The sequence below is a fragment of the Reticulibacter mediterranei genome (genome assembly GCF_016587455.1).
In genome coordinates, this window is sequence record NZ_BNJK01000001.1 from 6,536,048 (window position 1) to 6,557,757 (window position 21,710).

Below are 21,710 nucleotides of genomic sequence, written 5' to 3' on the forward strand. Positions count from 1 at the left end.
GCTGCTACTCTGCTATGTTATACTGGCTCCACTGCGTACAGGCGCTTTACTGGCGGGAGGAGTCCTGCCGCCGAGAGAGGAACCATTGCGCCTGTGCTATTTTTGTTCCTCTCTTGCAACATATCTCCGTTGAGAAAGGAATTCTCAGTGAGTACGGTACCGCAAAACAATAACGATAGTATTTTGCTTCGGTTGTGGCCCTGGGTGGCGACGTTTTGTTTGCTTGTAACGCTGGTGAGCGCCGTTGCTACTGCGATCATGTATATTACCCACGCATCCAGTAGCCAGACCACAACGAAGCAGGTAACGTATGGATCACCAATCACTATTACGAAAGGGGGAACATATAGCGGGAACTGGCAGAGTACGAAGCCAGATATGCCCGCTGTCAAAATCGCGACCGGCGAACCAGTTCTTATCATCAATTCGCATATAAAGGGACCGGGCGATCTTATCCAGGCACTTGATACGACAGGCTCTAACATCACAGTGCGTAACAGTGTTGGCCTCGGCATCAATCCAGGAGTGGTAGGGAAAACGAAGGGTGTATTCTTGCATGTAAATGCTGTGGCAAAAATTGTGGTGGAAAATTGTGACATGCAGGAGATCAGTGGTGGAATTATGCTGGATAGCTCTGCTGGCAATAAGACCAGCGATCAAACAGTGGTTATTCGCTACAATCGCAGCCTGAATCTGGATGCGCGGCGTAGCGATGGTAAGGGCGGATATCTGCCATACCAGCAAGGACAGCCCGGAGCATATTTTCTTCAGATACAGCATCTCGATGCTGTGCCCGGCGTCAATATTGGCTGGAACGAAATGATCAACGGACCATCCAACGGGACTGTCGAAAGCGCGATCACGCTCAATCAGAGTAGTGGCACGGCGGATAGCCCGTTGCTGATCCACGACAATTACGTTCAGGGGTTTGTATTAATTTCGCCGCAATCCGACGACCATGTACAAATTGCTGATACGGTGACTCAACGTTCTGCGTGGCAGCAGAAGATTGCCAAAGCCAGAGTGATTATTGGTTCGCACTGATTTATCTACAGCGTGTACTTTATTGTATTTGCGCGATTTATCGCGCAAATACGAATTTGTGTAGGAACCTATCAGGAGGCCTCTCTTGATAGGTTCCTTTTTTCGTTGGGAAGAGAGCCGGCGCGTCAGACTATAATGTAGGAGACAATGAATAGTTCTTGTTTGTTTGAAGGAGCATAATCGTTCATGCACACCTTAGAAGCGCAAGTGCAAAGCCTCTGCAAACGCAGTCCGCTCGGATTGCTTTTTGATATTGATGGTGTCCTTAGCCCGATAGCACCAACCCCGGCTGAGGCGTATCTGCATCCAGCGGTGCGCCCTTTGTTGGAGGAGGCGAGAAAGTGGGCGCATATCGCCATTGTGACCGGGCGAGCCATCGAAAGTGGTGCAGCGATGGTCAATGTGGAAGGTTTGACGTATATAGGCGCGCATGGTTTAGAATGGAGTGATGGCCTGCCAACGCAGCATACCGTTCAAGTGGTGTCGGAGGCACTGCCGTTTGTTGAGCCGGGTAATCGCTTGATGGAGAGGGCAGAGTCGGCTCTGGCAGATCAGCCCGGCATCCTGTTTGAGCGCAAACGTATTGGCGGCGCGATCCACTATCGGCTTAGCCCCGATCCTGAGCAGGCAAGAGAGCGCATCCTGTCAGCCTTGAAGGATCTGGTCGAGGAGAGTGGCCTGCGTTTAAGTGAGGGCAAGCGTATGTTTGAGATCAGGCCAGCGCTTGCCATTAATAAAGGCAAAGCGCTCACCTGGTTTGTGGAGCGTTTTGCCGTTCAGGGCGCTCTGTTTGCTGGCGATGATCGAACCGATATTGATGCGATGCTGGCACTCAAGCCATTACGTACGCAGGGTATTGAGACGTTGGCCGTTGCTGTACAGCATCATGATACGCTCCCTGAGCTTCTGGAACAGGCCGATATCGTTGTTCAGGAAGTCGATGGGATGGCGGAATTGCTGCGTACCATCGTGGAGCTTTTGAGCAGGCAAGCGTGAATTGTATAGACACGAGGAAGGGATGATATTGTGAGTACTACGACGTTAGCGCATTATGTAGCAGGTGAGTGGATCACTCCCAAAGACGAGGAATGGGGAATAGACGTTAATCCATCAGATGCAACACAAGTATTGGCGCAGATTCCGCGTGGGAGTGCGGGAGTGATTGACCATGCTGTGCAGGCGGCGCAGAGCGCTTTTCGCGGCTGGAAGGCAAAGACGGGAACGGAGAAAGCCGAAATTTTGCATCGCGCGGCGAATCTTTTAGCGGAACGGCGGCAGGAATTGGGCACGCTGGTTGCTCTGGAAGTGGGTAAGCCGGTTGGTGAGGCGGTGGCAGAGGTGGATCGTGGGGTGATGATTTTTCGCTATTTTGCAGCTGAGGCCGTGCATCCCATCGGCCAGGTGATCCCCGCGCAAAAATCTGGCAGCCTGCAATTCTCGCTGCGCCAACCAATCGGGCCAATCGCGGTGATTTCGCCCTGGAACTTCCCGGTGGCGATCCCGCTCTGGAAGATTGCTCCTGCGCTTGCCTATGGCAACACGATTGTCTGGAAGCCCGCTGAGGTCGCGTCATTTACCGCGAGTAAGCTGGCAGAGGTATTGGCTGAAGCTGGCTTGCCTGCCGGAGTGCTGAATCTGGTGTTGGGCAAGGGTTCGGCCATTGGCAACCAGTTAATCAGTCATGAAGGCATTCGCGCCGTGACCTTTACCGGGTCCGATACGGTCGGGATGGGTATCTCTGAGATTGCAGCGCGGCGAAATATCAAATTCCAGCTTGAGATGGGCGGCAAGAACGCTGCAATCGTGCTGGACGATGCCGATATGGATCAGGCGGCCAAACTGATTGCAGCCGGTGCCATGCGCTTTGCTGGTCAGAAGTGTACTGCCACCAGCCGCGCCGTTGTCCTCTCTTCTGCCGCCGACCGCTTCGTCGATATCCTCAATAAAGAGATTCAGGCGCTCCCACTGGCTCCGGCCAACGATCCCAAAAGCGCGGTTGGTCCACTGGTGACGAAGGATGCGATGGAAAAGGTGGCTCTCTATGCTGATCTTGGCACAAAGGCCGGACGCGTTGTGCTGGGTGGCAAGCGGCCCGACGATAACATCTACAAAAACGGCTTTTTCTTTGAGCCAACTGTGATTGTAGACGTCAAGCCTGATGATCGTATTGCGCAGGAAGAGATTTTCGGGCCGGTGCTGGTTGTGCATCAGGCAAAGAGCGTTGAGGAGGCTATTGCCATCGCCAATTCTTCGCGCTATGGCCTGAGCGTCTCGCTCTTCACACGCGATATCAATGCTGCATTGCAGTATATTCACGAAATTGATTGCGGCATGGTGCGCGTCAATGGCGATACAACCGGCGTCGATCCGCATGCACCATTTGGCGGCATGAAGTTCTCCAGTTCCCACTCGCGCGAGCAGGGGCCAGCTGCTATTGAGTTCTTCACGGAAACCAAAACTGTTCAAATTAACGCAGCCGGTGCATAACCCTCTCTAAGTGCCATAGGAGCTTGTTCGGCCTGCATTGTATGCAATCCTCCGAACGAGCTTCTACGCTCCTCATTCCTGCTCTATTATGAACTGTCCCTCAAGTAAATAGAGATATGTTTTTTTTGTAATGAAATATATATTTGGTGAAAATCAGGTGTTTTGTGGTATAGTATATAAGGAGAACTAGCCCTTTGCTTTAGTCCGTGCTTGTATAATGTTAGAGGAAGTCGGGTTTATGAATAAGGAGTTATTATGCAAGCAACGACACTTTTAGATGAACTTTCAGGTGGGATTGGAGGAAGAAATGACGATGATAGCCAGTTTCCCCAGCATTTTTAAAGATATAGACTCGTTGCCAACAAAAACGATTATCCACAGTCTTGCACGTTATGCAGTTGCTCATGATAAAGTGCTTGAGACAGCTGATGTTTCCTTTCGCGTTGATGGTCGGGGGAACGTGCTGATGGTTGAACCCAAAAGACGGGCAACGCGTCATCAGAAAGCGTCCTCTCATCAAGAGAAATGTATCATCGTGCCTCGTCAGGAAGCCTATGAGCGTATCATGTACGCTACACGCAAAAAAATGGAGCAAATGAGATCTCTGTACGAAGGCGTACAAAAACGCTCTAGAGGCTGGACAAAGATCAGTTTGTTCGTGGTATTGATCGCTATGTTGTGTATCCTTCTATCCGCTATAGCTGCTGTTGTTTTCAATATACTACAAGAACAAAGTTTCTGGTTTTTGCTGTTACTATTCATAAACCTAAGCAACCTGATTATTATGGGATACCTGTTGTGGCAGGCGCGGAGGTACAGTGGGCAGGCAAATAGTTATCTCAATAGTTTGCTGCAAATAGAAAATTTCTACGAGACGGTCAATACTGCATCGGAGTTGTTGCTTGATGATACAGCGCGGGAGCTGTTTCAGGAGGTTATTATTGCGCAATCTTTGGGGGTGCAGGGCGAAGATGTAGAAATACGCGATGAGGGGTCCGTGCTGTTCTTCTAGTTGCCGAAAAGGTAACAATCATTTGTGTGCCGGGGGAAGTGTGGAGAGGAGGAAGTGGTATGCCATTTTTTAAGGGGCACAATACTATGGGCCGTGGAAGCCGTAGATCTGTTTCCCCTCCTGCTCAGGTTGATTATAAGCCGCTGGAAAAGACATACGAGCAATGCTACGACGAGGCCCGCAGTTGGTTCTATGTCAGTATTATTGCGGCCATCGTCGCGACTGTCACTACGATTGCTATCGTGATTGTGATTGTCAATTTTATTTTTCTCAAGGGTCTTAACTCGACAACATTTATGGCTACCCTCGCCAGCGTCGTTTCCAGTATGATTAATGGTGTGATTACCTATTTAGTGTTTTCTCAAAAGCGTTATGCAAACGAGCGTATGGACAATTACGCTGATAAAATCAGTAAAAAAATGAATGAAGAACACAATGGCGAGAAAATCAGAAGATTGATCGAGATTGTGCTAGAGTCGCATTTGAGCAAAGAGGATCAAAGCAATCTGATCAAAGAAATCATTGCGAGAAAGGTGCTGGTCCCGATCCCTGAGATGAAACAGAGTAAGGGTAATGTATAGAGACGCTGGATATGCGGATAGACAGGTTTTACCTGTTTGTCCGCATTTTTTTTTGTGTGGTGCGGTATAGTGACCCACTTTATGGAGAGGTGCTCGGAAAATTTTTTGTATAATTCAAAGGAGGGCATGGATGAGTCGCACAGCAACGAAAGGAAATGAAATCTGATGGAAGCAACGCGTCGCTTTCTCGCCAGTATGGGATTACCTGCTGGTGATGCTCATGAATTGCCAAGCAGCACGAAGCGCTTTCCCGATGGTGCGCAATATCGCATAGAGATACCGAGTACCGAGGGGCCGGTAGCGCTGGCCGCCATCCTTGAGGAGGCCGATAAGCTGGGCGTAACCATTCATCGCGTTTCGCAGGGGAGCGGCGTTATGCTGCTGACCGACGATGAGATTCGCGAGATGGGACACCTGGCGCAACAGCGTGGAATGGAGGTTAGCCTCTTTGCGCGTCCGAACGCTGCCTGGGATACTGGCGCAATGGCCCTATCCAGCGGGGGCAAGACGGTTGCTCCCCGCTTGCGTGGACAGGAGCAGTTGATCTATTGTCTGGAGGATGTTCGGCGGGCAGCGGCGCTCGGTATTCGCAGCGTTTTGCTGGCTGATGAGGGCGCTTTGTGGGTAGCGGGAGAGATGCGACAACAGGGTGAGTTGCCGAAAGAGATGCAGTTTAAGATCAGCGTCATGATGGCTTCGGCCAATCCCGCAGCAATCCGCTTGATGGAGAAGCTGGGCGCTGATACCTTCAATATTCCAACAGACCTCTCATTAGCACAGATCGCGGCCATACGACAGGCCATCGATATTCCACTGGATATTTATGTCGAGGTTCCCGACGATCTGGGAGGGTTTGTCCGTCTGTATGAGATCCCGGAGATAGTGCGTGTGGCGGCTCCAGTCTATATCAAATTTGGTCTACGCAATGCTCCCAATATTTATCCTTCTGGTGCCCATATCGAGTCGCTCTCGATTGCGCTCTCTCGCGAACGGGTGCGACGGGCAAAGATCGGCGTAGATCTATTGAAGCGCTATTATCCAGATGCGGTTACGTCCTCGCTAGGCGCGGCTGGCCTGGCGCTTCCTGTTGTCGAGTAGTTGTAGAGGAGAAAGGGCAAAACAATGAAGATTACTGATGTGAAAGTCCACGTGATCGGCACTGCCTGGCGCAATATTTCGATTGTCCAGGTCTTCACGGATGAAGGGCTGGAAGGCGTTGGCGAGGTTCGCATGTTGAACCATACGGACGCCTTGCAGGGCTATCTGGCGGAGGCTTTGCCAAATCATGTGCTGGGCCACGATCCGATGGATATCGAGTCGCTGGTGCAGAATATGTTCCGCAACGACTTTGCGCGTGCCGGCGAGATCGCCATGTCTGCAATTGCGACCCTCGAAATGGCCTGCTGGGATATCACCGGCAAAGCGCTGGGCCAGCCCGTGTATAAGCTGCTTGGTGGTGCGGTTCGTGATCGTATCAAGGCCTATGCCAATGGCTGGTATACCGTCGAGCGCACGCCAGAGGAATTTCACGCCGCCGCCAAAGGGGTTATTGCAAAAGGCTATCGTGCGCTGAAATTTGATCCCTTTGGAGCAGGCTTCTACGAACTCGATCTGGCAGAGAAGGCACGCGCCATTGAACTGGTCGAGGCGGTGCGCGATGCGGTCGGTCCAGACGTTGAGATCCTGATTGAGATGCACGGGCGCTTTAATCCGGTGACGGCGGTAGAGATGGCGCGCGAACTGGAGCGCTTCAAGCCGTCCTGGGTAGAGGAGCCGGTCCCGCCTGAAAATATCGCGGCCCTGAAGAAAGCGGCAGAAAAGATCAACATTCCCGTCGCGACTGGTGAACGCATGCATACGCGCTACGAGTTCCGCGAATTGCTGGAGTCGCAGGCGGCAGACTATCTCCAGCCTGATATTACTCACTTTGGCGGCATATTGGAGACAAAGAAGCTGGCGGCGTGGGCTGAGAACTATTATGTGCTGATGGCACCGCACAATGTCGGTGGCGCGGTCTCCACCGCTGCCGCTCTGCATTTTGCCGCCTCTACACCGAACTTCAAGATTCAGGAGCATTTCAACGACTTCGCCGACGAGTGGGTCAAGTCGGTCGCACCCGGCAACCCGGAGGTTGTTGATGGCTATTTTGCGCTGCCGCAAGGACCAGGGCTGGGCGTGACGCTTGATCTGGAAGTAGCCAAAGCACACCCCCGCCAGCAGGTCTTCTTCAACCTCTTTGCCGAGAACTGGCATCGTCGGCAGGCATTGCGACCATCTGAAGGCGACAAATAGACGATAGGTGGTGCGTCGGCGTATCTAATATGTCGTAGTCGAGCGATTTATCGCGGAGAGCTTACCCATGCGATCCCCCCGCGATAAATCGCTCGACTACGACATCCCAAGTATCTATGTTGCCAGCGCGAAGTTGTCCATCTGTGCTAACTGAGCTAGCTTGTTCGCCGCTTCTTGGGTATGTGGCGTGAAAATCGTCATCTGGTACGTTGGCGCTTCGGGCGTTACTAACGTCGTGCTATAGAGCGAGAGGTAGCCTACCTGGGAATGATTCAACGCTTTCTCGTGGGGATCGCACGACCAGGTGATATCGTGGCGGGGCCACCAGAGACGAAAGTCGGGGCTGGCCTCCATAAGATCTTCAAAGAGTTGCTCAAACCATGCGTCCCCGGCATGCTGATCGTAGATCGTGCGGAATGCTGCTACTGCCTGCTGTGCCGCCTCATCCCAATCCACAAATAGTTCTCGCGACTCAAGATGGGTGAGAGTATACCAGATAGCATTGCGGTCTCGCCCCGTGAGGCGCGCAAAATCCCTCAAGACTCTACAGGCAATCGTATTCCAGGCTACCACATTAAAGCGCTGATCGAGCAGATAAGCCGGACTTGTTCCCAAAGCATCAAGGACTGCTTGATAGCCAGACGGGAATGGATCACTTGCCGCCGGTTCGTTTGCAGAGACTGGGATCATACCGCGCGTTAGTAGAAAGAGGTGGCGGCGCTCCTTTTCGTCGAGTTGTAGGATGCGGGCGAGACTGTCGAGAACTTGATCGGAGACGATGATATCGCGTCCCTGTTCGAGCCAGGTATACCAGGAGACGCTCAGACCAGCCATCTGTGCAACCTCGTCGCGTCTGAGTCCTGGCGTGCGCCTGCGCCCGTAGGTCGGCAGCCCGAACTGTTCCGGTTGTAGACGTGCTCTACGCGTTTTCAGAAAATCGGCAAGTTCTGCTCGTCGTTTTGTATCATCTTTCATATGCTCTCTTCCTCTTTCTCCGCTTTTACCGCTTTGACCCTGTTATTTCCACACCTATGATAACTGCTTTCCTGGTTCCGATTATTTCCTGACTTTATAATTTTGACACATCGAGTGAATATCAGGAAAGGAAACGATACATATGTCATCACAGAAAAAAGTCTGGTTAATTACTGGTAGTTCGCGCGGTTTTGGCCGCAGTCTCGCCGAAGCAGTGCTGGCTCATGGCGATCAACTAGTTGCCACCGCTCGCAATCCTCAACAACTGTATGATCTGGTAGAGCGCTACGGGGAGAATGTGCGCACTGTTGAGCTTGACGTAACGAAACCAGAACAGGCGCGCGCTGCTGTAGCAGTGGCAGTTGATACCTTTGGGCGGCTCGACGTGGTGGTGAACAACGCAGGCTATGCCAACGTCGCGGCCATTGAGGACGCTACTGAGGAAGATATGCGCGCACAGATCGAGACCGACCTGTGGGGCGTGATCCATGTTACTCGTGCCGCTTTGCCTGTCTTGCGCAAACAGCGCTCCGGGCATTTTGTGCAATTCTCCTCTGTTGGGGGCCGCGTTGGAACGCCAGGACTCGCGGCCTACCAGACGGCGAAATTCGGTGTTGAGGGCTTCTCCGAGGTGCTTGCACGCGAGGTTGAGCCGCTTGGTATCAAAGTGACGATTATTGAGCCGGGAGGGTTTGCGACTGATTGGGCTGGTTCCTCAATGCACACTATGGAGCCGAGCGAGGACTATCAAGACACCGTTGGGCGTTTGCATAACAGGTTCCGTCAGCAGGGTGGAGTCTCAGCTGGCGATCCGGCGAAGGCAGCTCAGGCGATTATTACCATTGTCAATGAGGAGCAACCGCCGTTGCGACTGCTGTTGGGAAGCGATGCCCTCTTAGTCGTTCGTCATGCGGACCAGGTCAAACTTGCTGAAATTGACCGCTGGGAGCATCTCAGTCGCTCGACCAACGTAGATGGCCTCGATGTGGTTGAGCATGAGAAACAGCTCCGGCAAGCGCTAAACATCTGATCTATGTACTTATTCCGGCGTCCTACTCCTGTCATTTTGCAAAGCGCCCGCGCTGCGTTGTAAGATGCCAGGGGAGACGCCGCGTATCTTTTTGAAAACCTTGAGAAAATAATGGTAGTCGTGAAAGCCGACCTGTGCCGCCACTGTTTTGATCGATCTTCCCATCAATAGTTGTTCGGCAGCTGTGTCGATACGAAGCTGCAAGAGCTTCTGGTGGATGCTTGTGTCGAAGTGCTGGCGAAACACGCGATCCAAATGCCCATAGCTATAGCCTAACTCCTCCGTCAGTTGTTCGCTGCTGCTCTCACGTTCGATATGTTCACGTATATAGTCCATGATGCGGTACGCCAGCCGTTTTGACCCCTCATGTTCGCCCGTCTCATAGCTTTGCATCACGCTCAGTTGTGTGAGAATCGCCGCTACCTGAAGATTGACCTGTGCAGGCGAGAGCAACGCAAAGTCAACCGCTCGCTTGATGAAGCGATATAGATTGAGATAGGGCAGTTCCGGTGGGATATGCCCGAAGATGGGTAAGCGAATGGCCTGTGTAGAGCAACAGGCTGTGCTTGTGACAAAATGGAAAAATATCACATCAAAAGCGCTATCGCCTTTTCTACCAAAATGATGGATATATGGTGGCAAAAGGTAATAGGTGCCAGCTTTTAATAGCGCTCGCTCCTCGCCTATTTGTAAATCCATAACGCCTCTTGTTACCAGCCCCAGAACCCAGAAATCCAACACGCGGTCGGGATGCTCCACGTCGTTTTGCGCAAAACCCATCCCCGTCACGTTCAAACCGTCCCCAAGCAGTTGGAACGAACTGACGATGTGAGAATTTTCCATCTTTGTGTTGAGAATCTGCATTGTTTCCTCAATGATTGTCATCTATGCTATCACTACATCTATATCGTTACATTGTGGGGCTAGATCAGCCACCAGGGAGGATTTGTATCGATGGCAAAGACGCACCAGCCGATGGAGTGGAGCAGCGTTACATTGCAAGAGCCGTTGTCCGGCGGTTTGCAATCCGTGTCGCTTACCCAACGAATAGCACTTAATCGTAATTATATGCTCAAGCTCAAGACGGCGAATCTCTTGCAGAATCATTATCAACAGGCAGGGCTGTGGAACCCTTCGCACCAGCCGCAGGATTGCCACTGGGGATGGGAATCGCCGACCAGTCAGGTACGCGGTCAATTTCTTGGTCACTGGCTGTCTGCTGCCGCGCGTACCTTTGCGACGACAGACGATGCCGAACTCAAAGGCAAGGCCGATTTCATCATTTCTGAGTTGGGCCGTTGTCAGCGTGAGAATGGCGGCGAGTGGGTCGGCTCGGTGCCAGCGGAGTATCTGGAGTGGATTGTGCGTGGCAAAAGAGTATGGGCCACCCATTATGTCCTCCACAAAACCCTGATGGGCCTTTATGAAATGTTTGAGATCGGCCAGAACGAGCAGGCGCTGGAGATCCTTGAGCGCTGGGCAAAATGGTTTCATCGCTGGACCGCTCGGTTCTCGCGGGAACAGATGGACGATATCCTGGACGTTGAGACCGGTGGGATGCTGGAAGTCTGGGCCAACCTCTATGGCGTCACGGGCAAGCAGGAGCATCTGGATCTTATTGAGCGCTATACTCGTCCGCGCCTCTTTGATCGTTTGCTTGCCGGTGAAGACGTACTCACCAACAGGCACGCCAACACGACGATCCCCGAGATTCACGGTGCCGCGCGTGCCTGGGAAGTGACGGGCGAGCAGCGCTGGCGCGATATCGTCGAGGCGTACTGGCGTTGCGCCGTGACCGAGCGCGGCTATTTTTGTACCGGCGGCCAGACCAATAACGAGATGTGGTGTCCACCGCAAGAACTGGCCGGACAGCTCGGGCCGCTCAATCAGGAGTTCTGTACCGTCTACAATATGATGCGTCTGGCCCATTATCTCTTTTCCTGGACTGGAGACGCAAGTTATGCCGACTATTACGAGCGTAACCTCTACAATGGAATCCTGGCACAGCAGAATAGCGGAACGGGGATGGTCACATATTACCTGCCACTAGAAGCTGGTGGTAAGAAGACGTGGGGATCGGAGACAAATCACTTCTGGTGTTGTCACGGAACGCTCGTGCAGGCATATTCCAGTCATGGACGCGACATCTATTTTGCCACTGACGACGGGCTGGTTGTCAGTCAGTACATCCCCTCGCGCCTGGATTGGCACTATCACGATGTCGCTGTGACGGCGCAACTGGATAGCAAGACGCCGAGCCTGGGAGCATTGAGTCCGCAGCAGGGAAAGTGGCGTGATCGCAAGCAGCTTGCGTTTACATTGGATATCGATTGTGCGCAGCCGGTAGAGTTTGAGCTGAAAATCCGTCTGCCCTGGTGGTTGGCAGGCGAGCCTGTCATTGAGATCAACGGCGAACGCCAGCATGTTCCCTATGCTCCCTCAAGCTTTTATGCTGTGCGGCGAACGTGGCAGCACGATCATGTGAGGATTATTTTCCCGAAGGAGCTGACCAGCGTTGCCCTGCCAGATGCGCCTGATACGGTGGCCTTTATGGATGGGCCAATTGTTCTGGCCGGTCTGTGCGATCATCCGCATACGCTTTATGGCAGCAAAGATCAACCAGAGACGATCTTTACATCGCACAACGAGCGCCGCTGGGATCAGCAGTGGAGGACTGGCTATCAGACGCAGCGGCAAGAGCAGAGCATCCGTTTCTTGCCGCTGTGCGATGTGGTCGATGAACGCTATACGCTCTATTTCCCTGTACAGGAGCGAGCATAAATAACTTGTAATCTTACCGGGCAGCTGTCTTGCTGTACGTGTCGAGCCAGAGCTCGTGAAGCTGCGCGCTTTCTTCGGTCGGTAAGGTCACGGGCTGCCCGATTTGTTTGGCGATGGCATAAATTTTGGCGCTGTCTTCCAGGGCGTGAGCGATAGAATATGTGCGGGCCACCGTATCGCCGACGACCATTGCGCCATGATTACCCCAGATCACCGCCTGACCATTGCTGAGAACATCGGAGACCAGTTCGGCAAACTCGATGGTGCCAGATTTACGATAGGGAGCTATCGGCACCTCAGCACCCAGGCAGGCGGCGGATTCTGCAAGGACGACGGGGATCGGTTGGTAGATAACGCCAAAAGCGCTGGCATAGAACGAATGGGTATGCATCACGCAATTGATGTCGGGGCGACGGCGCAACACCAGCGTATGGAGTGGCGTCTCAGTAGAGGGACGCCACTTCCCTTCCACGACTTCACCGTCACTATTGACCACCGTAATATCTTCAGCCGTGAGCAATTCATAATCTACCGCGCTTGGTGTGATGCAGATCAATCCGCTTTCGGGGTCGCGAGCGCTCAGATTGCCTTGCGTGGCTCGTACAAGCTGGCTGGTGTGCATTTTCTGGGCATAGCGAGCTACTTCAGCGCGTAATTCTGGTAAAAGCATAGAGAGAACTCCTTTGGTCAAAGCCTGCGTTGGATGGGGCAGAGGAATATACTCGCCTTGAGGATTGTGCAAATCCTTCCATTATTTTCTCTTATTCTATTCATAGCATACCATATTTCGCTTGATTGACGGGCTTTTTCAATCACTTTTTCATATAGACTTATGTAAAACGGGAGAAGCGAAAAGAGCAGTACAACATTGTTGTGTTTATACCTCAGCCTGTAGCGCGTGTGCGATTCTTTTTACCCCTTCGATGATCTCTTCTTCCGTCAAATTCCCATAGCCCAGTACAATTTGATGACTATGGTATCCCGTGTGGACTGCATGTATCTCTACCGGGTAGACCTGAACGCCAGTTTGCTCCAACGCCTGCATTATCGCGGTATCGGTGAAATTGATCCCTGGAAATGCTGCAACGAGGTGTAGCCCGGTCGATTCGCCCTCGATCTGGACTAGCTTGCCGAAAGTATGGTTCAAGCTGCTGATAAGGGTATCGCGGCGCTTGTGATAGAGCCGTTTCATTTTCATGATGTGGCGTTCGAGATGTCCCTCCTCGATAAAGCGGGCCAGCACCAGTTGATCAAGCGTGGGCGAGTGAAGATCGCTAAGGCGCTTGGTCTGGCGGCTCGATGTGATCAGCGAAGATGGGAGAATCATATAGCCGATCCGTAGTGCCGGGGAGAGGATTTTGCTAAATGTGCCAATATAGATGACACGTTCGGGGTCCAGTCCTTGCAGCGAGCTAACGGGAGGGCCGCTATAGCGAAATTCGCTATCGTAATCGTCCTCCACAAGATAGCAATCGGTGGCGCGTGCAAAGTTGATGAGGGCGATGCGCCGCTGAATCGGCAAGATGCTGCCGAGAGGGTACTGGTGAGAAGGTGTGACGACGGCAAATGCGGCTCGCTCGTCTGCTGGCAACAGGTCGGTTTGTATGCCGTGCATATCTACCGGAACTGGAACGAGTGTGGCCCCTGAGCGTGTGTAGATCGTTTGTACTTCGTTGGTGATGGGATCTTCGACGATCACCCGGCTATCTGGCGTAAGCAACAGGTTTGTCAACAGCGAAAATGCCTGGGCCGCGCCGGTTGTGATTAGGAGCTGGTCTAATGAGCAGCGCACGCCACGCGTCCGCAATAGATAGCGCGAGAGTGCCTGGCGCAGTTCGAGGCGACCTTCCGGGCTATCATAGCCAAAGAGGGACGCGTCGGCCTGCTGATAGATCTGTTGTGTAAGATGGCTCCAAAGCTTGCGCGGGAAATGATCGAGGGCAGGCAGCCCCGAACGAAAATTGATGATATCGCTGTTTTTCTGAGCTGATGAGGCAAAAGAAGCAGCGGCTGGTTGTGGAATGTCTGCTTCGGCAAATGCGAACGACGCTCCCTCTGCCACATATGTACCGGAGCCGCGCCGACTCTCGATATAGCCCTCGGCCAGCAATTGATCGTACGCTTCTAGAATCACGTTGCGCGAAACGTGAATATCCTCAGCCAGTTCACGTGTAGAGGGAAGCCTGTCGCCTGCGTGTAGCTCTCCATGTAAAATCTGCTGGCGTATTTGATCATACACCTGACGAATCAAGGGTTTTTCTGCCGTCCTGTCAACTGGTATCCAGAGCATTGCCTCTCCCTCAAACTGGTACTCTCAAAAGTGATAAAAAGTGGTTCTACATTCTACCACTTCCTCATGCTATCTTATCTATGTGTTTAATGAGAAGGGAGAAGTTATGAAGAAAAATATGATTGCGTATATCCAGTTGACCGGTGCTATGGTCATCGTTGGTAGCAATATCGCTCTGAGCAAGATGATTACAGTTGGCTTTCCGGTGTTTCTGGCGGCAGCGCTCCGTTTTGGGCTGGCCTCGCTGGTCTTACTGGTGCTGCTATTGAAAAGTGTAAATGGATTTCCTCGTATCGAGAAGCGAGACCTGCTGATCCTGTTTTTCCAATCGCTGACGGGCAATTTTCTCTATACGATCTTTCTGCTCTATGGCTTGAAGCTGACCAGCGCGGCGGAGAGCGGGATTATCTCAGGAACGGTCCCGGCTGTTATTGGTCTGATCTCATTCCTGTTTTTGCGCGAACACTTATCGTGGAGCAAATGGTTTGGTATAGGGCTGGTCGTGGTTGGCATGATGATTATGAATGGTCAGACCGGAGGAGATCAGCAGGCGGGAAATCTGCTCGGAAACCTGCTAATTGTTGGTTCTGTAATAGGTGAATCGCTCTGGTCGGCCCTGAGCAAGACGACAGCAGGGAGAGTTTCGCCGCTGGCCCTTGCCTGTGTGACAAGCTGCTTTGGCTTTCTACTCTTTTTGCCTGTAGCCATATATCAATCGCTCAATTTTGACTTTGCAGCGGTCCCGCTGATGGGTTGGGGAGAGATTACCTATTACGGGCTAATTGGGACGGTCGGAGCATACTTGCTCTGGTATCAGGCGGTGGTGAAGGTTTCTGCGACCACTGCTGGCGTATTTACAGGTATTGCGCCGGTCAGTGCTGTAGTGCTGTCGTATGTCGTGTTGGGCGAGCCGTTTGCATGGTCTCATGTTGTAGGAGGCGTGTGCGTATTGTTGGCAATCATCCTGATCGCGCGTGTACAGCAACAACCTGAGCCTGAGATACACGAGGCTATCTATACTGCGGCCCAGGTGTCCGAACAACCAAGATAGAGGTTTCAGGGAAACAACTTTTCTGTTGGGGGTAAGTCTGCTATACTCAGCGATGTTGGGTGATCGTTTGTTGGGTGATTGAGGGCGATTTCCACGTAAGCAACAGAAGAGTAAAGGATGTATGCCGAAGCCGTCTTTATACGCGCTCGTCTGGTCAGAAGCGCAACAGCAGTATGAACTTACAAAGGAGGGACGCAACCTGCGCGCTTTTCGGCAGGAAGATGAGCCGGAATGGTTCGCCTGGGTGGAGGGGCAGGCTGCGTTTGCTTTTGAGGGACGGGCTGGACATCTCAGTGTCGTCAAAGAGGCGCGATCACGGGGGGACGGCTACTGGTACGCATATAGCAGGCAATCCGGGCGTACACGTAAGCGCTATCTTGGTCGGAACGCCGCGCTTTCTCTACTCCATCTGGAAGAGACAGCCCTTGCCTTGCTATCGCAACGCTCAGAGCCTCCATCGGCTGTAAAATCAGGGCAATCGGTGAAAGCAAAGCAGCAGATACACAAGCAACCTGTGCATTCAAATGTGGAAGCACACACGCCGTTGCTTGCCTCCAAGCTCTCGCCTCCACGCTTGCCTCATCTACTGGTGGAACGCTCACGCCTACTGGCTCGTCTAGATACCATGATTCTCCCCACCGCTCCAGGGCTGGCGCTCCTTCAAGCGCCGGCAGGCTTCGGGAAAACAACGCTGGTCAATCAATGGATTGCCTCGCGTGTCACCCAACAGGATTTTCCTCTGGTGGCGTGGATCTCGTTGGAGGCTGGTGATAACGAGTTGTTCCGCTTCTGGCGCTATGTGATTGCGGCCTGTCAGCCATTGCATGGAGGGGATAGTCAGGCGACGCTGGCATATCTCTCCTCTATTGTGCCGCTCCCCTTCGCCTTTACCGAAATGGAGAAAGTGCTGACACACTTGCTCAACGATCTTGTGCGATGTGTTGTGCAGGGCGGTCTGCTGGTGCTGGATGATTACCATGTCATCACAGACCAGCATATCCATGAGGCGCTGGCCTTTTTTATCGATCATCTGCCAAAGACAGTACATGTGTTGCTCCTCTCGCGCTCGGAGCCGCCTCTCTCACTAGTGCGTCGCCGGGCCAGAGGAGAGATCTACGAACTGCATCTCACCGATCTGCGCTTCTCTTCTGAAGAGACGATCGCGTTTCTCTATCAAGCCTTACCAATCACACTCTCGGCTGCGTCCCTACTGCAACTGGATGTCGTGCTGGAGGGCTGGGCTGCGGGACTACGTTTATTGGCTCTGACCTTGCAAGGAAAAGGCGAAGCCGCCGTCGAGCAGGCGCTTCTCTCACTGAGCGAGCACTCCGATTCCTCTTCCTTCCAACATCGCGCCTTGCTTGATTATTTTGTGACCGAGATTCTCGATACACAGCCAGCGCCGATGCAACTTTTTCTCTTACAAACCAGCATCCCTCGCCGTTTGAATGGCTCACTGTGTGACGCTATGACCGGGGGAGAAGATAGCGAAGCGCAGTTGGCAATGGTCGAGCAGGCGGGGATATTTCTGGAAGCGCTGGATGGATCATGGTATCGCTATCATCTCCTCTTTGCTGAAGCTATGCGGCGCGAGGCCAGCCGTCGTCTTGGGTCAGAGACGTTTGCCCTGTTATCGCTGCGTGCGAGCGATTGGTATGAGCAACAGGACATGCTCCCCGATGCCGTCGAAGCGGCTCTGCTTGCCCATGATAGAGAGCGGGTTGCGCGGTTAATTGAACTGGTGGCGGCACAGGAACCCGTCTACGACCCGGAGACGCTGTTGCGCTGGCTAGCATCGATCCCTGAAGCAAAGCTGCGAGAGCGTCCGATGCTCTGTTTCATCTATGGCATTGCATATCAGGCTTCTCAAGAAGCTAGCTCAACCTCCGAAGCGCTTGCATTGCCCGAAAACGTTGGTGAGCGTGTTGAGCTATTGCTTCAGATGGCTGAGGAGGGCTGGCGCTCTCAGGAAAATTGGTCCTGGCTTGGTGCAATCCCTGCGCTCCGGGCACTTAGTGTGTTGGAGCATGGGGCCTTTTCTCAGGCGGTAGCGTATGCGCGCGAGGCATTGGCCCTGCTTCCAGAAGAAGATCTGGATGTCCGCATTCAATTGTGGCATAGTACCTGCCTGTTGCTCGTTGGCATGGAGAGGCTCCTTGCCGGATTCCCGGGGGATGCGCAACGCTTCATACTTGATGCGCAAGCACGCAGTCAGGCTTTGCGCTATGGCTATCTCACCCGTCAGATCAGTTTGTCGTTGGGTCGAAGCTATCTGCTTCGAGGCGAATTTCGGCATGCTCAAGAGGTGTATCGCCAGGTGCTTATCGATGCGCGGGAGCAGGGAGATCATGAATTGATCGCCGATTCGTTGCTTGGCCTGGCCTCGTTGGCGTTTGAATGGAATGAGCTTGCCACTGTAGAGCAACAGGTACAGGAAGCTGCCGAGCACATCCATTTTGCTCTGCATCAGAAACAGGAATTGCAGGAGCGCATCACTTTCCAACTGGCACTGATCGAGTATGCACAGGGGCAGGCCTCCGAAGCCCTTGGACAACTCACAGCACAGCTTGCACGCTTTCAGCAAAGCTCAACGGTTGGCGTGCTGGAAATATTGCCATTTGCTCTTGGCTGGTGGGGGCGTCTCTTGCTTGCAACAGGCGATCTGGAGGCCGTTCAGCACTATCTGGAGGTTCAACTGCTCGATCAAGAGAAGCTTCCTTTCATCCATACCCTGGAGACGAGTATCCTGAAGGTTCGCCTGTCGCTTGCTCAAGAGAAAGCGCAGGAGGCGCTACCTCTGCTTGAGCGCCTGCTTTCCGATGCGATGGTACAGGAGCATCGCTACTACGCCCTAGAAATACAATTACTGATGGTGCTGGCTTATGCTGCTTGCAAACAAAGTCAACCTGCTCAACGGCTACTCCGTAAAATTCTTATAGTCGCGAAGGCTGAAGGCTTTCTACGTCTCTTTGTGAATGAAGGTGAGCCGCTGGTCCGTCTTCTGCGCTCTCTACTTTCCAGCATCGAGGATAACTCTTTGCGCTCTTATCTCCAAACCGTCCTGCGTGCATTTGCGCTATCCCCAGGCTCCCCTGCATCTTCTGCTGATGACGGGCTACTGTTTGAGCCGCTCTCATCTCAGGAACGGCGCGTGCTGCGGCTGCTGGCGGCCGGGTGCAGCAATCAAGAGATAGCAGATGAATTGATTGTATCTGTCAATACCGTCAAGGATCACGTGAAGCATCTCTATCGCAAGCTTGGCGTCAACAATCGTCTGCAAGCGAGCAGTATAGCGCGACTTATGAAACTTGATTAGTTCTCTTTCCGCGCTATTCAGACCTTCCTCACAACCACCCGTAGAACCACCCGCAGGGAGGGTTTGCGCTCATCTCTGCTCGGCTATACTTTCCACAGACGCAAGAGAGAAAGCATACAGAGTGTCTTGATAGAACAAACTGAAAGCTTGCCAGGCCAGATGATGTTCTGGCGAGGTTGTGAAATAGGAAGGGAAAAAATGTCTCAAATAAATGATGCCGCTCGTGTCTGGTTTATTACTGGAAGTTCAGCCGGATTTGGTCGGGCGCTGGCCGAAGCAGTGTTAGCGCATGGAGAGCATCTGGTGGCAACCGCCCGTCACCTGGAACAATTGCAGGATTTGAGTGCCCGCTATCTCGATCATCTGTTGACACTACCCCTGGATGTGACCAATGAGCAGGAAATTCGTGCGGCGGTTGCTCAGGCGGTGGAGCGCTTTGGACGAATCGACGTGCTGGTTAATAACGCTGGCTATGGCCTGTTCGGAGCCGTCGAGGAGGCTGACGATGCAGAAGCGCGCCAGATCTTCGATACAAACGTCTTTGGTGTACTGAATGTGACACGTGCTGTTCTTCCTATCATGCGCAAGCAGCGTCATGGGCACATTCTGATGCTCTCGTCGCTCAGTGGTGTTGTGGGTACTATGGGTATGGGTATGTATGACGCCACCAAGTTTGCTGTTGAGGGGCTGTCCGAAGCGCTGGCCCAGGAGGTTGCGCCGCTGGGCATCCATATCACCCTCATTGAGCCGGGCCTGTTCCGCACCAGCTTCACCGGACGTTCGTTAAAGGTCGCGCAGAAACAGATTGAGGACTATGCGCAAACAAGCGGAATGGTGGTTGGTTGGACGAAGCAGCATATCGACGGACAGCAACCGGGCGATCCCGCGCTTGCTGCCCAGGCAATGATCAAGATCACCGAAGTTGCCCAGCCTCCCTTGCGTCTGGTTCTTGGCGCGGACGCGTTGGACATGATACGGAAAAAGCTTGCCGGAATGATGCAAGAACTGGATGCATGGGAAGCAACAACTATCGCTACTGCGTTTCCCGCTGTGGAATAAATACAATTTTAGATTTGTATAACAAATATTGTAGTTGCGCAACAATGAATTTTGACAAACGAACCCAGTGATCTCCCCCTTTCGTAGTCGAGCGATACATCGCTCGACTACGAAAGGGGGAGATCCCCAATTCTGGGGGAGGGATGGCATCGTAGCCCACGATATTATTCTCGGGTATCAGGCAGGGTCCAGGGATTACATGCGTTCCACTACTAATTGAGAAAGAGAACGCTATCAACAAAAATATCAGTGACCCTTTAAGCATAAATATTCCTCTTGATGGTGCCCTACAGTAAAAGATTTGCTTTCACAGGCTCTACACACTTTTAGACTGTTATCTTCTAATATAGAACAGGAGCTAGGCGGTAGCAACTGACCTAACCTTTCTACCCTTCTTGCTGGTACACGGCCATTTGAAATCGGTATAAGATCACCATCGCCAGCCACAAAGTAGGAACCACCTTGTTACAGCAAGCTTACGCCAGCACCCAGCAGAGCGGAAAGGACCACCACTATCCAGGGTGGCACTTTCCAGATCACCAGCAGCCCAAACGCCAGGAGGCCCAGGGCAAAATCCACTGGAGCGTGAATCGCACTCGTCCAAATAGGTTGATAGAGGGCAGCCAGCAGAATACCAACCACAGCGGCATTAATACCACGCAACGTTGATTGAAAGGATTTGATGGAGCGAAGATGATTCCAGAATGGCAATATACCAATCACGAAGAAGAACGAAGGGAGAAACATCGCGACGAGGGCAATCAACGCCCCAAACCATCCGTTGGGGGCAGGTGAGCTTACCGCTCCCAGGTAGGCTGAGAAGGTGAAAAGGGGGCCAGGAACCGCCTGCGCCGCTCCATAGCCTGCCAAAAACTGGTCGTTATTCACCCAGCCAGCCGGCACCACCTCCCGCTGCAAGAGCGGCAACACCACATGTCCGCCACCAAAGACGAGGGAACCGACCCGAAAAAAAGTGTCAAAGAGGGCGAGTCCCTGCACGTGGATCACCAGACGAAGCACTGGTAGCCCGACCAGGAGGACAACAAAGAGTCCCCAGCAGCACACCGCCAATCGTCGTGATACCTTGAGTGGGAGCATAGCCGGTTTCGTGCTCTCTGTTGTCCGAAGAAACCGCCATCCGATGAGTCCTCCCACAGCAAGGATCATGATTTGTCCAATGGCAACAGGCCACAGGAGGATGGCGATGGCAGCTAAAATTGCTATCGTTGCTCGTGGACGATCAGGGCAGAGTGTCTTTGCCATACCCCAAACAGCTTGCGCTACCACCGCGACAGCAACCACCAACAACCCATGGAGCCATCCCTCCTGAGTGATTCCATGGATACCTCTGGTGATATAGGCAAAGATGGTGAGTGCGATGGCGGAAGGGAGAGTAAAGCCGAGCCAGGCCGCGAGTCCTCCCCATACACCTGCACGCGTCATCCCTAACGCAATACCCATCTGGCTACTAGAAGGGCCAGGCAAGAACTGACACAAGGCAAGCAGGTCCGCAAAATTCTGCTCGTCCACCCACTTGCGGCGGACCACAATCTCCTCTCGGAAATAGCCCAGATGAGCGATAGGACCACCAAAGGAGGTCAGGCCCAACCTCGTAAAGACGAGCAGCACTTCCCAAAAAGATCCAGGTGGTCCAGGGCGTACGGCATCTTTATTGTGCTCCACTTTGTCGAAAGAAGGGTTTTCCTCTGGGAGAGACCCCTGTTCAGATGTATCGTTCATTATTCCAATCTCATTTGAAGCAAATGTATTTAATAAAAATATAACATGTCTC

At 52.7% G+C, this 21,710-nt stretch carries 17 protein-coding genes; 12 read left to right on the forward strand and 5 right to left on the reverse strand.

Annotated features, from left to right (window positions below):
- Positions 1-147 precede the first annotated feature (147 nt).
- The 7 genes from K3T83_RS28355 (at position 148) to K3T83_RS28385 (ending at position 7,416) form a co-directional block, all read left to right on the forward strand.
- Complete coding sequence (locus K3T83_RS28355; RefSeq protein WP_220206280.1) at positions 148-1,044, forward strand: hypothetical protein; 897 nt, start codon at positions 148-150, stop codon at positions 1,042-1,044.
- Between the two features lie 186 nt (positions 1,045-1,230).
- Positions 1,231-2,040, forward strand: coding sequence for a trehalose-phosphatase (gene otsB / locus K3T83_RS28360; protein ID WP_220206281.1), 810 nt, complete (start codon positions 1,231-1,233; stop codon positions 2,038-2,040).
- A 30-nt stretch (positions 2,041-2,070) separates the two neighbouring features.
- The gene (locus tag K3T83_RS28365; RefSeq protein WP_220206282.1) at positions 2,071-3,531 is read left to right on the forward strand and encodes an aldehyde dehydrogenase family protein; all 1,461 of its coding nucleotides are present in this window, start codon (positions 2,071-2,073) and stop codon (positions 3,529-3,531) included.
- A 277-nt stretch (positions 3,532-3,808) separates the two neighbouring features.
- Entirely contained in the window at positions 3,809-4,543 is a 735-nt protein-coding gene (locus K3T83_RS28370; RefSeq protein ID WP_220206283.1) for a hypothetical protein, read from the forward strand.
- A gap of 59 nt (positions 4,544-4,602) precedes the next feature.
- Positions 4,603-5,124, forward strand: a complete 522-nt coding sequence (locus K3T83_RS28375) for a hypothetical protein (protein WP_220206284.1) — start codon at positions 4,603-4,605, stop codon at positions 5,122-5,124.
- 165 nt (positions 5,125-5,289) lie between these two features.
- Positions 5,290-6,222, forward strand: coding sequence for a U32 family peptidase (locus tag K3T83_RS28380; protein ID WP_220206285.1), 933 nt, complete (start codon positions 5,290-5,292; stop codon positions 6,220-6,222).
- A 24-nt stretch (positions 6,223-6,246) separates the two neighbouring features.
- Entirely contained in the window at positions 6,247-7,416 is a 1,170-nt protein-coding gene (locus K3T83_RS28385; protein ID WP_220206286.1) for a mandelate racemase/muconate lactonizing enzyme family protein, read from the forward strand.
- Between the two features lie 114 nt (positions 7,417-7,530).
- Here the strand turns inward: K3T83_RS28385 and K3T83_RS28390 are convergent, their stop codons facing one another.
- On the reverse strand, positions 7,531-8,391 hold the full coding sequence (locus K3T83_RS28390; RefSeq protein WP_220206287.1) for a helix-turn-helix transcriptional regulator: 861 nt from the start codon (positions 8,389-8,391) through the stop codon (positions 7,531-7,533).
- Positions 8,392-8,533: 142 nt separating this feature from the next.
- On the opposite strand from K3T83_RS28390, the gene K3T83_RS28395 reads away from it, so the two are divergent.
- Positions 8,534-9,421 (forward strand): oxidoreductase, encoded by an 888-nt coding sequence (locus K3T83_RS28395; RefSeq protein WP_220206288.1) that lies wholly within the window; start codon positions 8,534-8,536, stop codon positions 9,419-9,421.
- Between the two features lie 9 nt (positions 9,422-9,430).
- Here K3T83_RS28395 and K3T83_RS28400 read toward each other — a convergent pair whose 3' ends face one another.
- Entirely contained in the window at positions 9,431-10,285 is an 855-nt protein-coding gene (locus tag K3T83_RS28400) for a helix-turn-helix transcriptional regulator (protein WP_220206289.1), read from the reverse strand.
- A gap of 90 nt (positions 10,286-10,375) precedes the next feature.
- On the opposite strand from K3T83_RS28400, the gene K3T83_RS28405 reads away from it, so the two are divergent.
- Positions 10,376-12,202, forward strand: a complete 1,827-nt coding sequence (locus tag K3T83_RS28405; protein ID WP_220206290.1) for a beta-L-arabinofuranosidase domain-containing protein — start codon at positions 10,376-10,378, stop codon at positions 12,200-12,202.
- Positions 12,203-12,215: 13 nt separating this feature from the next.
- Here the strand turns inward: K3T83_RS28405 and K3T83_RS28410 are convergent, their stop codons facing one another.
- Together K3T83_RS28410 and pdxR are read right to left on the reverse strand one after the other, a co-directional pair.
- Entirely contained in the window at positions 12,216-12,872 is a 657-nt protein-coding gene (locus K3T83_RS28410) for a class II aldolase/adducin family protein (RefSeq protein WP_220206291.1), read from the reverse strand.
- 207 nt (positions 12,873-13,079) lie between these two features.
- Positions 13,080-14,492, reverse strand: a complete 1,413-nt coding sequence (gene pdxR / locus K3T83_RS28415) for a MocR-like pyridoxine biosynthesis transcription factor PdxR (RefSeq protein ID WP_220206292.1) — start codon at positions 14,490-14,492, stop codon at positions 13,080-13,082.
- A gap of 106 nt (positions 14,493-14,598) precedes the next feature.
- Here pdxR and K3T83_RS28420 point away from each other — a divergent pair, with 106 nt between their 5' ends.
- From K3T83_RS28420 to K3T83_RS28430, 3 genes are all read left to right on the forward strand, one after another.
- Positions 14,599-15,543, forward strand: coding sequence for a DMT family transporter (locus K3T83_RS28420; RefSeq protein ID WP_220206293.1), 945 nt, complete (start codon positions 14,599-14,601; stop codon positions 15,541-15,543).
- 121 nt (positions 15,544-15,664) lie between these two features.
- Entirely contained in the window at positions 15,665-18,859 is a 3,195-nt protein-coding gene (locus tag K3T83_RS28425) for a winged helix-turn-helix domain-containing protein (RefSeq protein WP_220206294.1), read from the forward strand.
- A gap of 198 nt (positions 18,860-19,057) precedes the next feature.
- Positions 19,058-19,918, forward strand: a complete 861-nt coding sequence (locus tag K3T83_RS28430) for an oxidoreductase (protein ID WP_220206295.1) — start codon at positions 19,058-19,060, stop codon at positions 19,916-19,918.
- Between the two features lie 465 nt (positions 19,919-20,383).
- Here K3T83_RS28430 and chrA read toward each other — a convergent pair whose 3' ends face one another.
- On the reverse strand, positions 20,384-21,658 hold the full coding sequence (gene chrA / locus K3T83_RS28435) for a chromate efflux transporter (protein ID WP_220206296.1): 1,275 nt from the start codon (positions 21,656-21,658) through the stop codon (positions 20,384-20,386).
- Positions 21,659-21,710: the final 52 nt, after the last annotated feature.

Excerpts from the sequence above, each read along its gene's own strand:
- otsB (WP_220206281.1), top strand. The coding sequence starts at position 1,231 with ATGCACACCTTAGAAGCGCAAGTGCAAAGCCTCTGCAAACGCAGTCCG.
- K3T83_RS28370 (WP_220206283.1), top strand. The coding sequence starts at position 3,809 with ATGAACTTTCAGGTGGGATTGGAGGAAGAAATGACGATGATAGCCAGT.
- K3T83_RS28375 (WP_220206284.1), top strand. The coding sequence starts at position 4,603 with ATGCCATTTTTTAAGGGGCACAATACTATGGGCCGTGGAAGCCGTAGA.
- K3T83_RS28380 (WP_220206285.1), top strand. The coding sequence starts at position 5,290 with ATGGAAGCAACGCGTCGCTTTCTCGCCAGTATGGGATTACCTGCTGGT.
- K3T83_RS28385 (WP_220206286.1), top strand. The coding sequence starts at position 6,247 with ATGAAGATTACTGATGTGAAAGTCCACGTGATCGGCACTGCCTGGCGC.
- K3T83_RS28390 (WP_220206287.1), bottom strand. The coding sequence starts at position 8,391 with ATGAAAGATGATACAAAACGACGAGCAGAACTTGCCGATTTTCTGAAA.
- K3T83_RS28395 (WP_220206288.1), top strand. The coding sequence starts at position 8,534 with ATGTCATCACAGAAAAAAGTCTGGTTAATTACTGGTAGTTCGCGCGGT.
- K3T83_RS28400 (WP_220206289.1), bottom strand. The coding sequence starts at position 10,285 with ATGCAGATTCTCAACACAAAGATGGAAAATTCTCACATCGTCAGTTCG.
- K3T83_RS28405 (WP_220206290.1), top strand. The coding sequence starts at position 10,376 with ATGGCAAAGACGCACCAGCCGATGGAGTGGAGCAGCGTTACATTGCAA.
- K3T83_RS28410 (WP_220206291.1), bottom strand. The coding sequence starts at position 12,872 with ATGCTTTTACCAGAATTACGCGCTGAAGTAGCTCGCTATGCCCAGAAA.
- pdxR (WP_220206292.1), bottom strand. The coding sequence starts at position 14,492 with ATGCTCTGGATACCAGTTGACAGGACGGCAGAAAAACCCTTGATTCGT.
- K3T83_RS28420 (WP_220206293.1), top strand. The coding sequence starts at position 14,599 with ATGAAGAAAAATATGATTGCGTATATCCAGTTGACCGGTGCTATGGTC.
- K3T83_RS28425 (WP_220206294.1), top strand. The coding sequence starts at position 15,665 with ATGCCGAAGCCGTCTTTATACGCGCTCGTCTGGTCAGAAGCGCAACAG.
- K3T83_RS28430 (WP_220206295.1), top strand. The coding sequence starts at position 19,058 with ATGTCTCAAATAAATGATGCCGCTCGTGTCTGGTTTATTACTGGAAGT.
- chrA (WP_220206296.1), bottom strand. The coding sequence starts at position 21,658 with ATGAACGATACATCTGAACAGGGGTCTCTCCCAGAGGAAAACCCTTCT.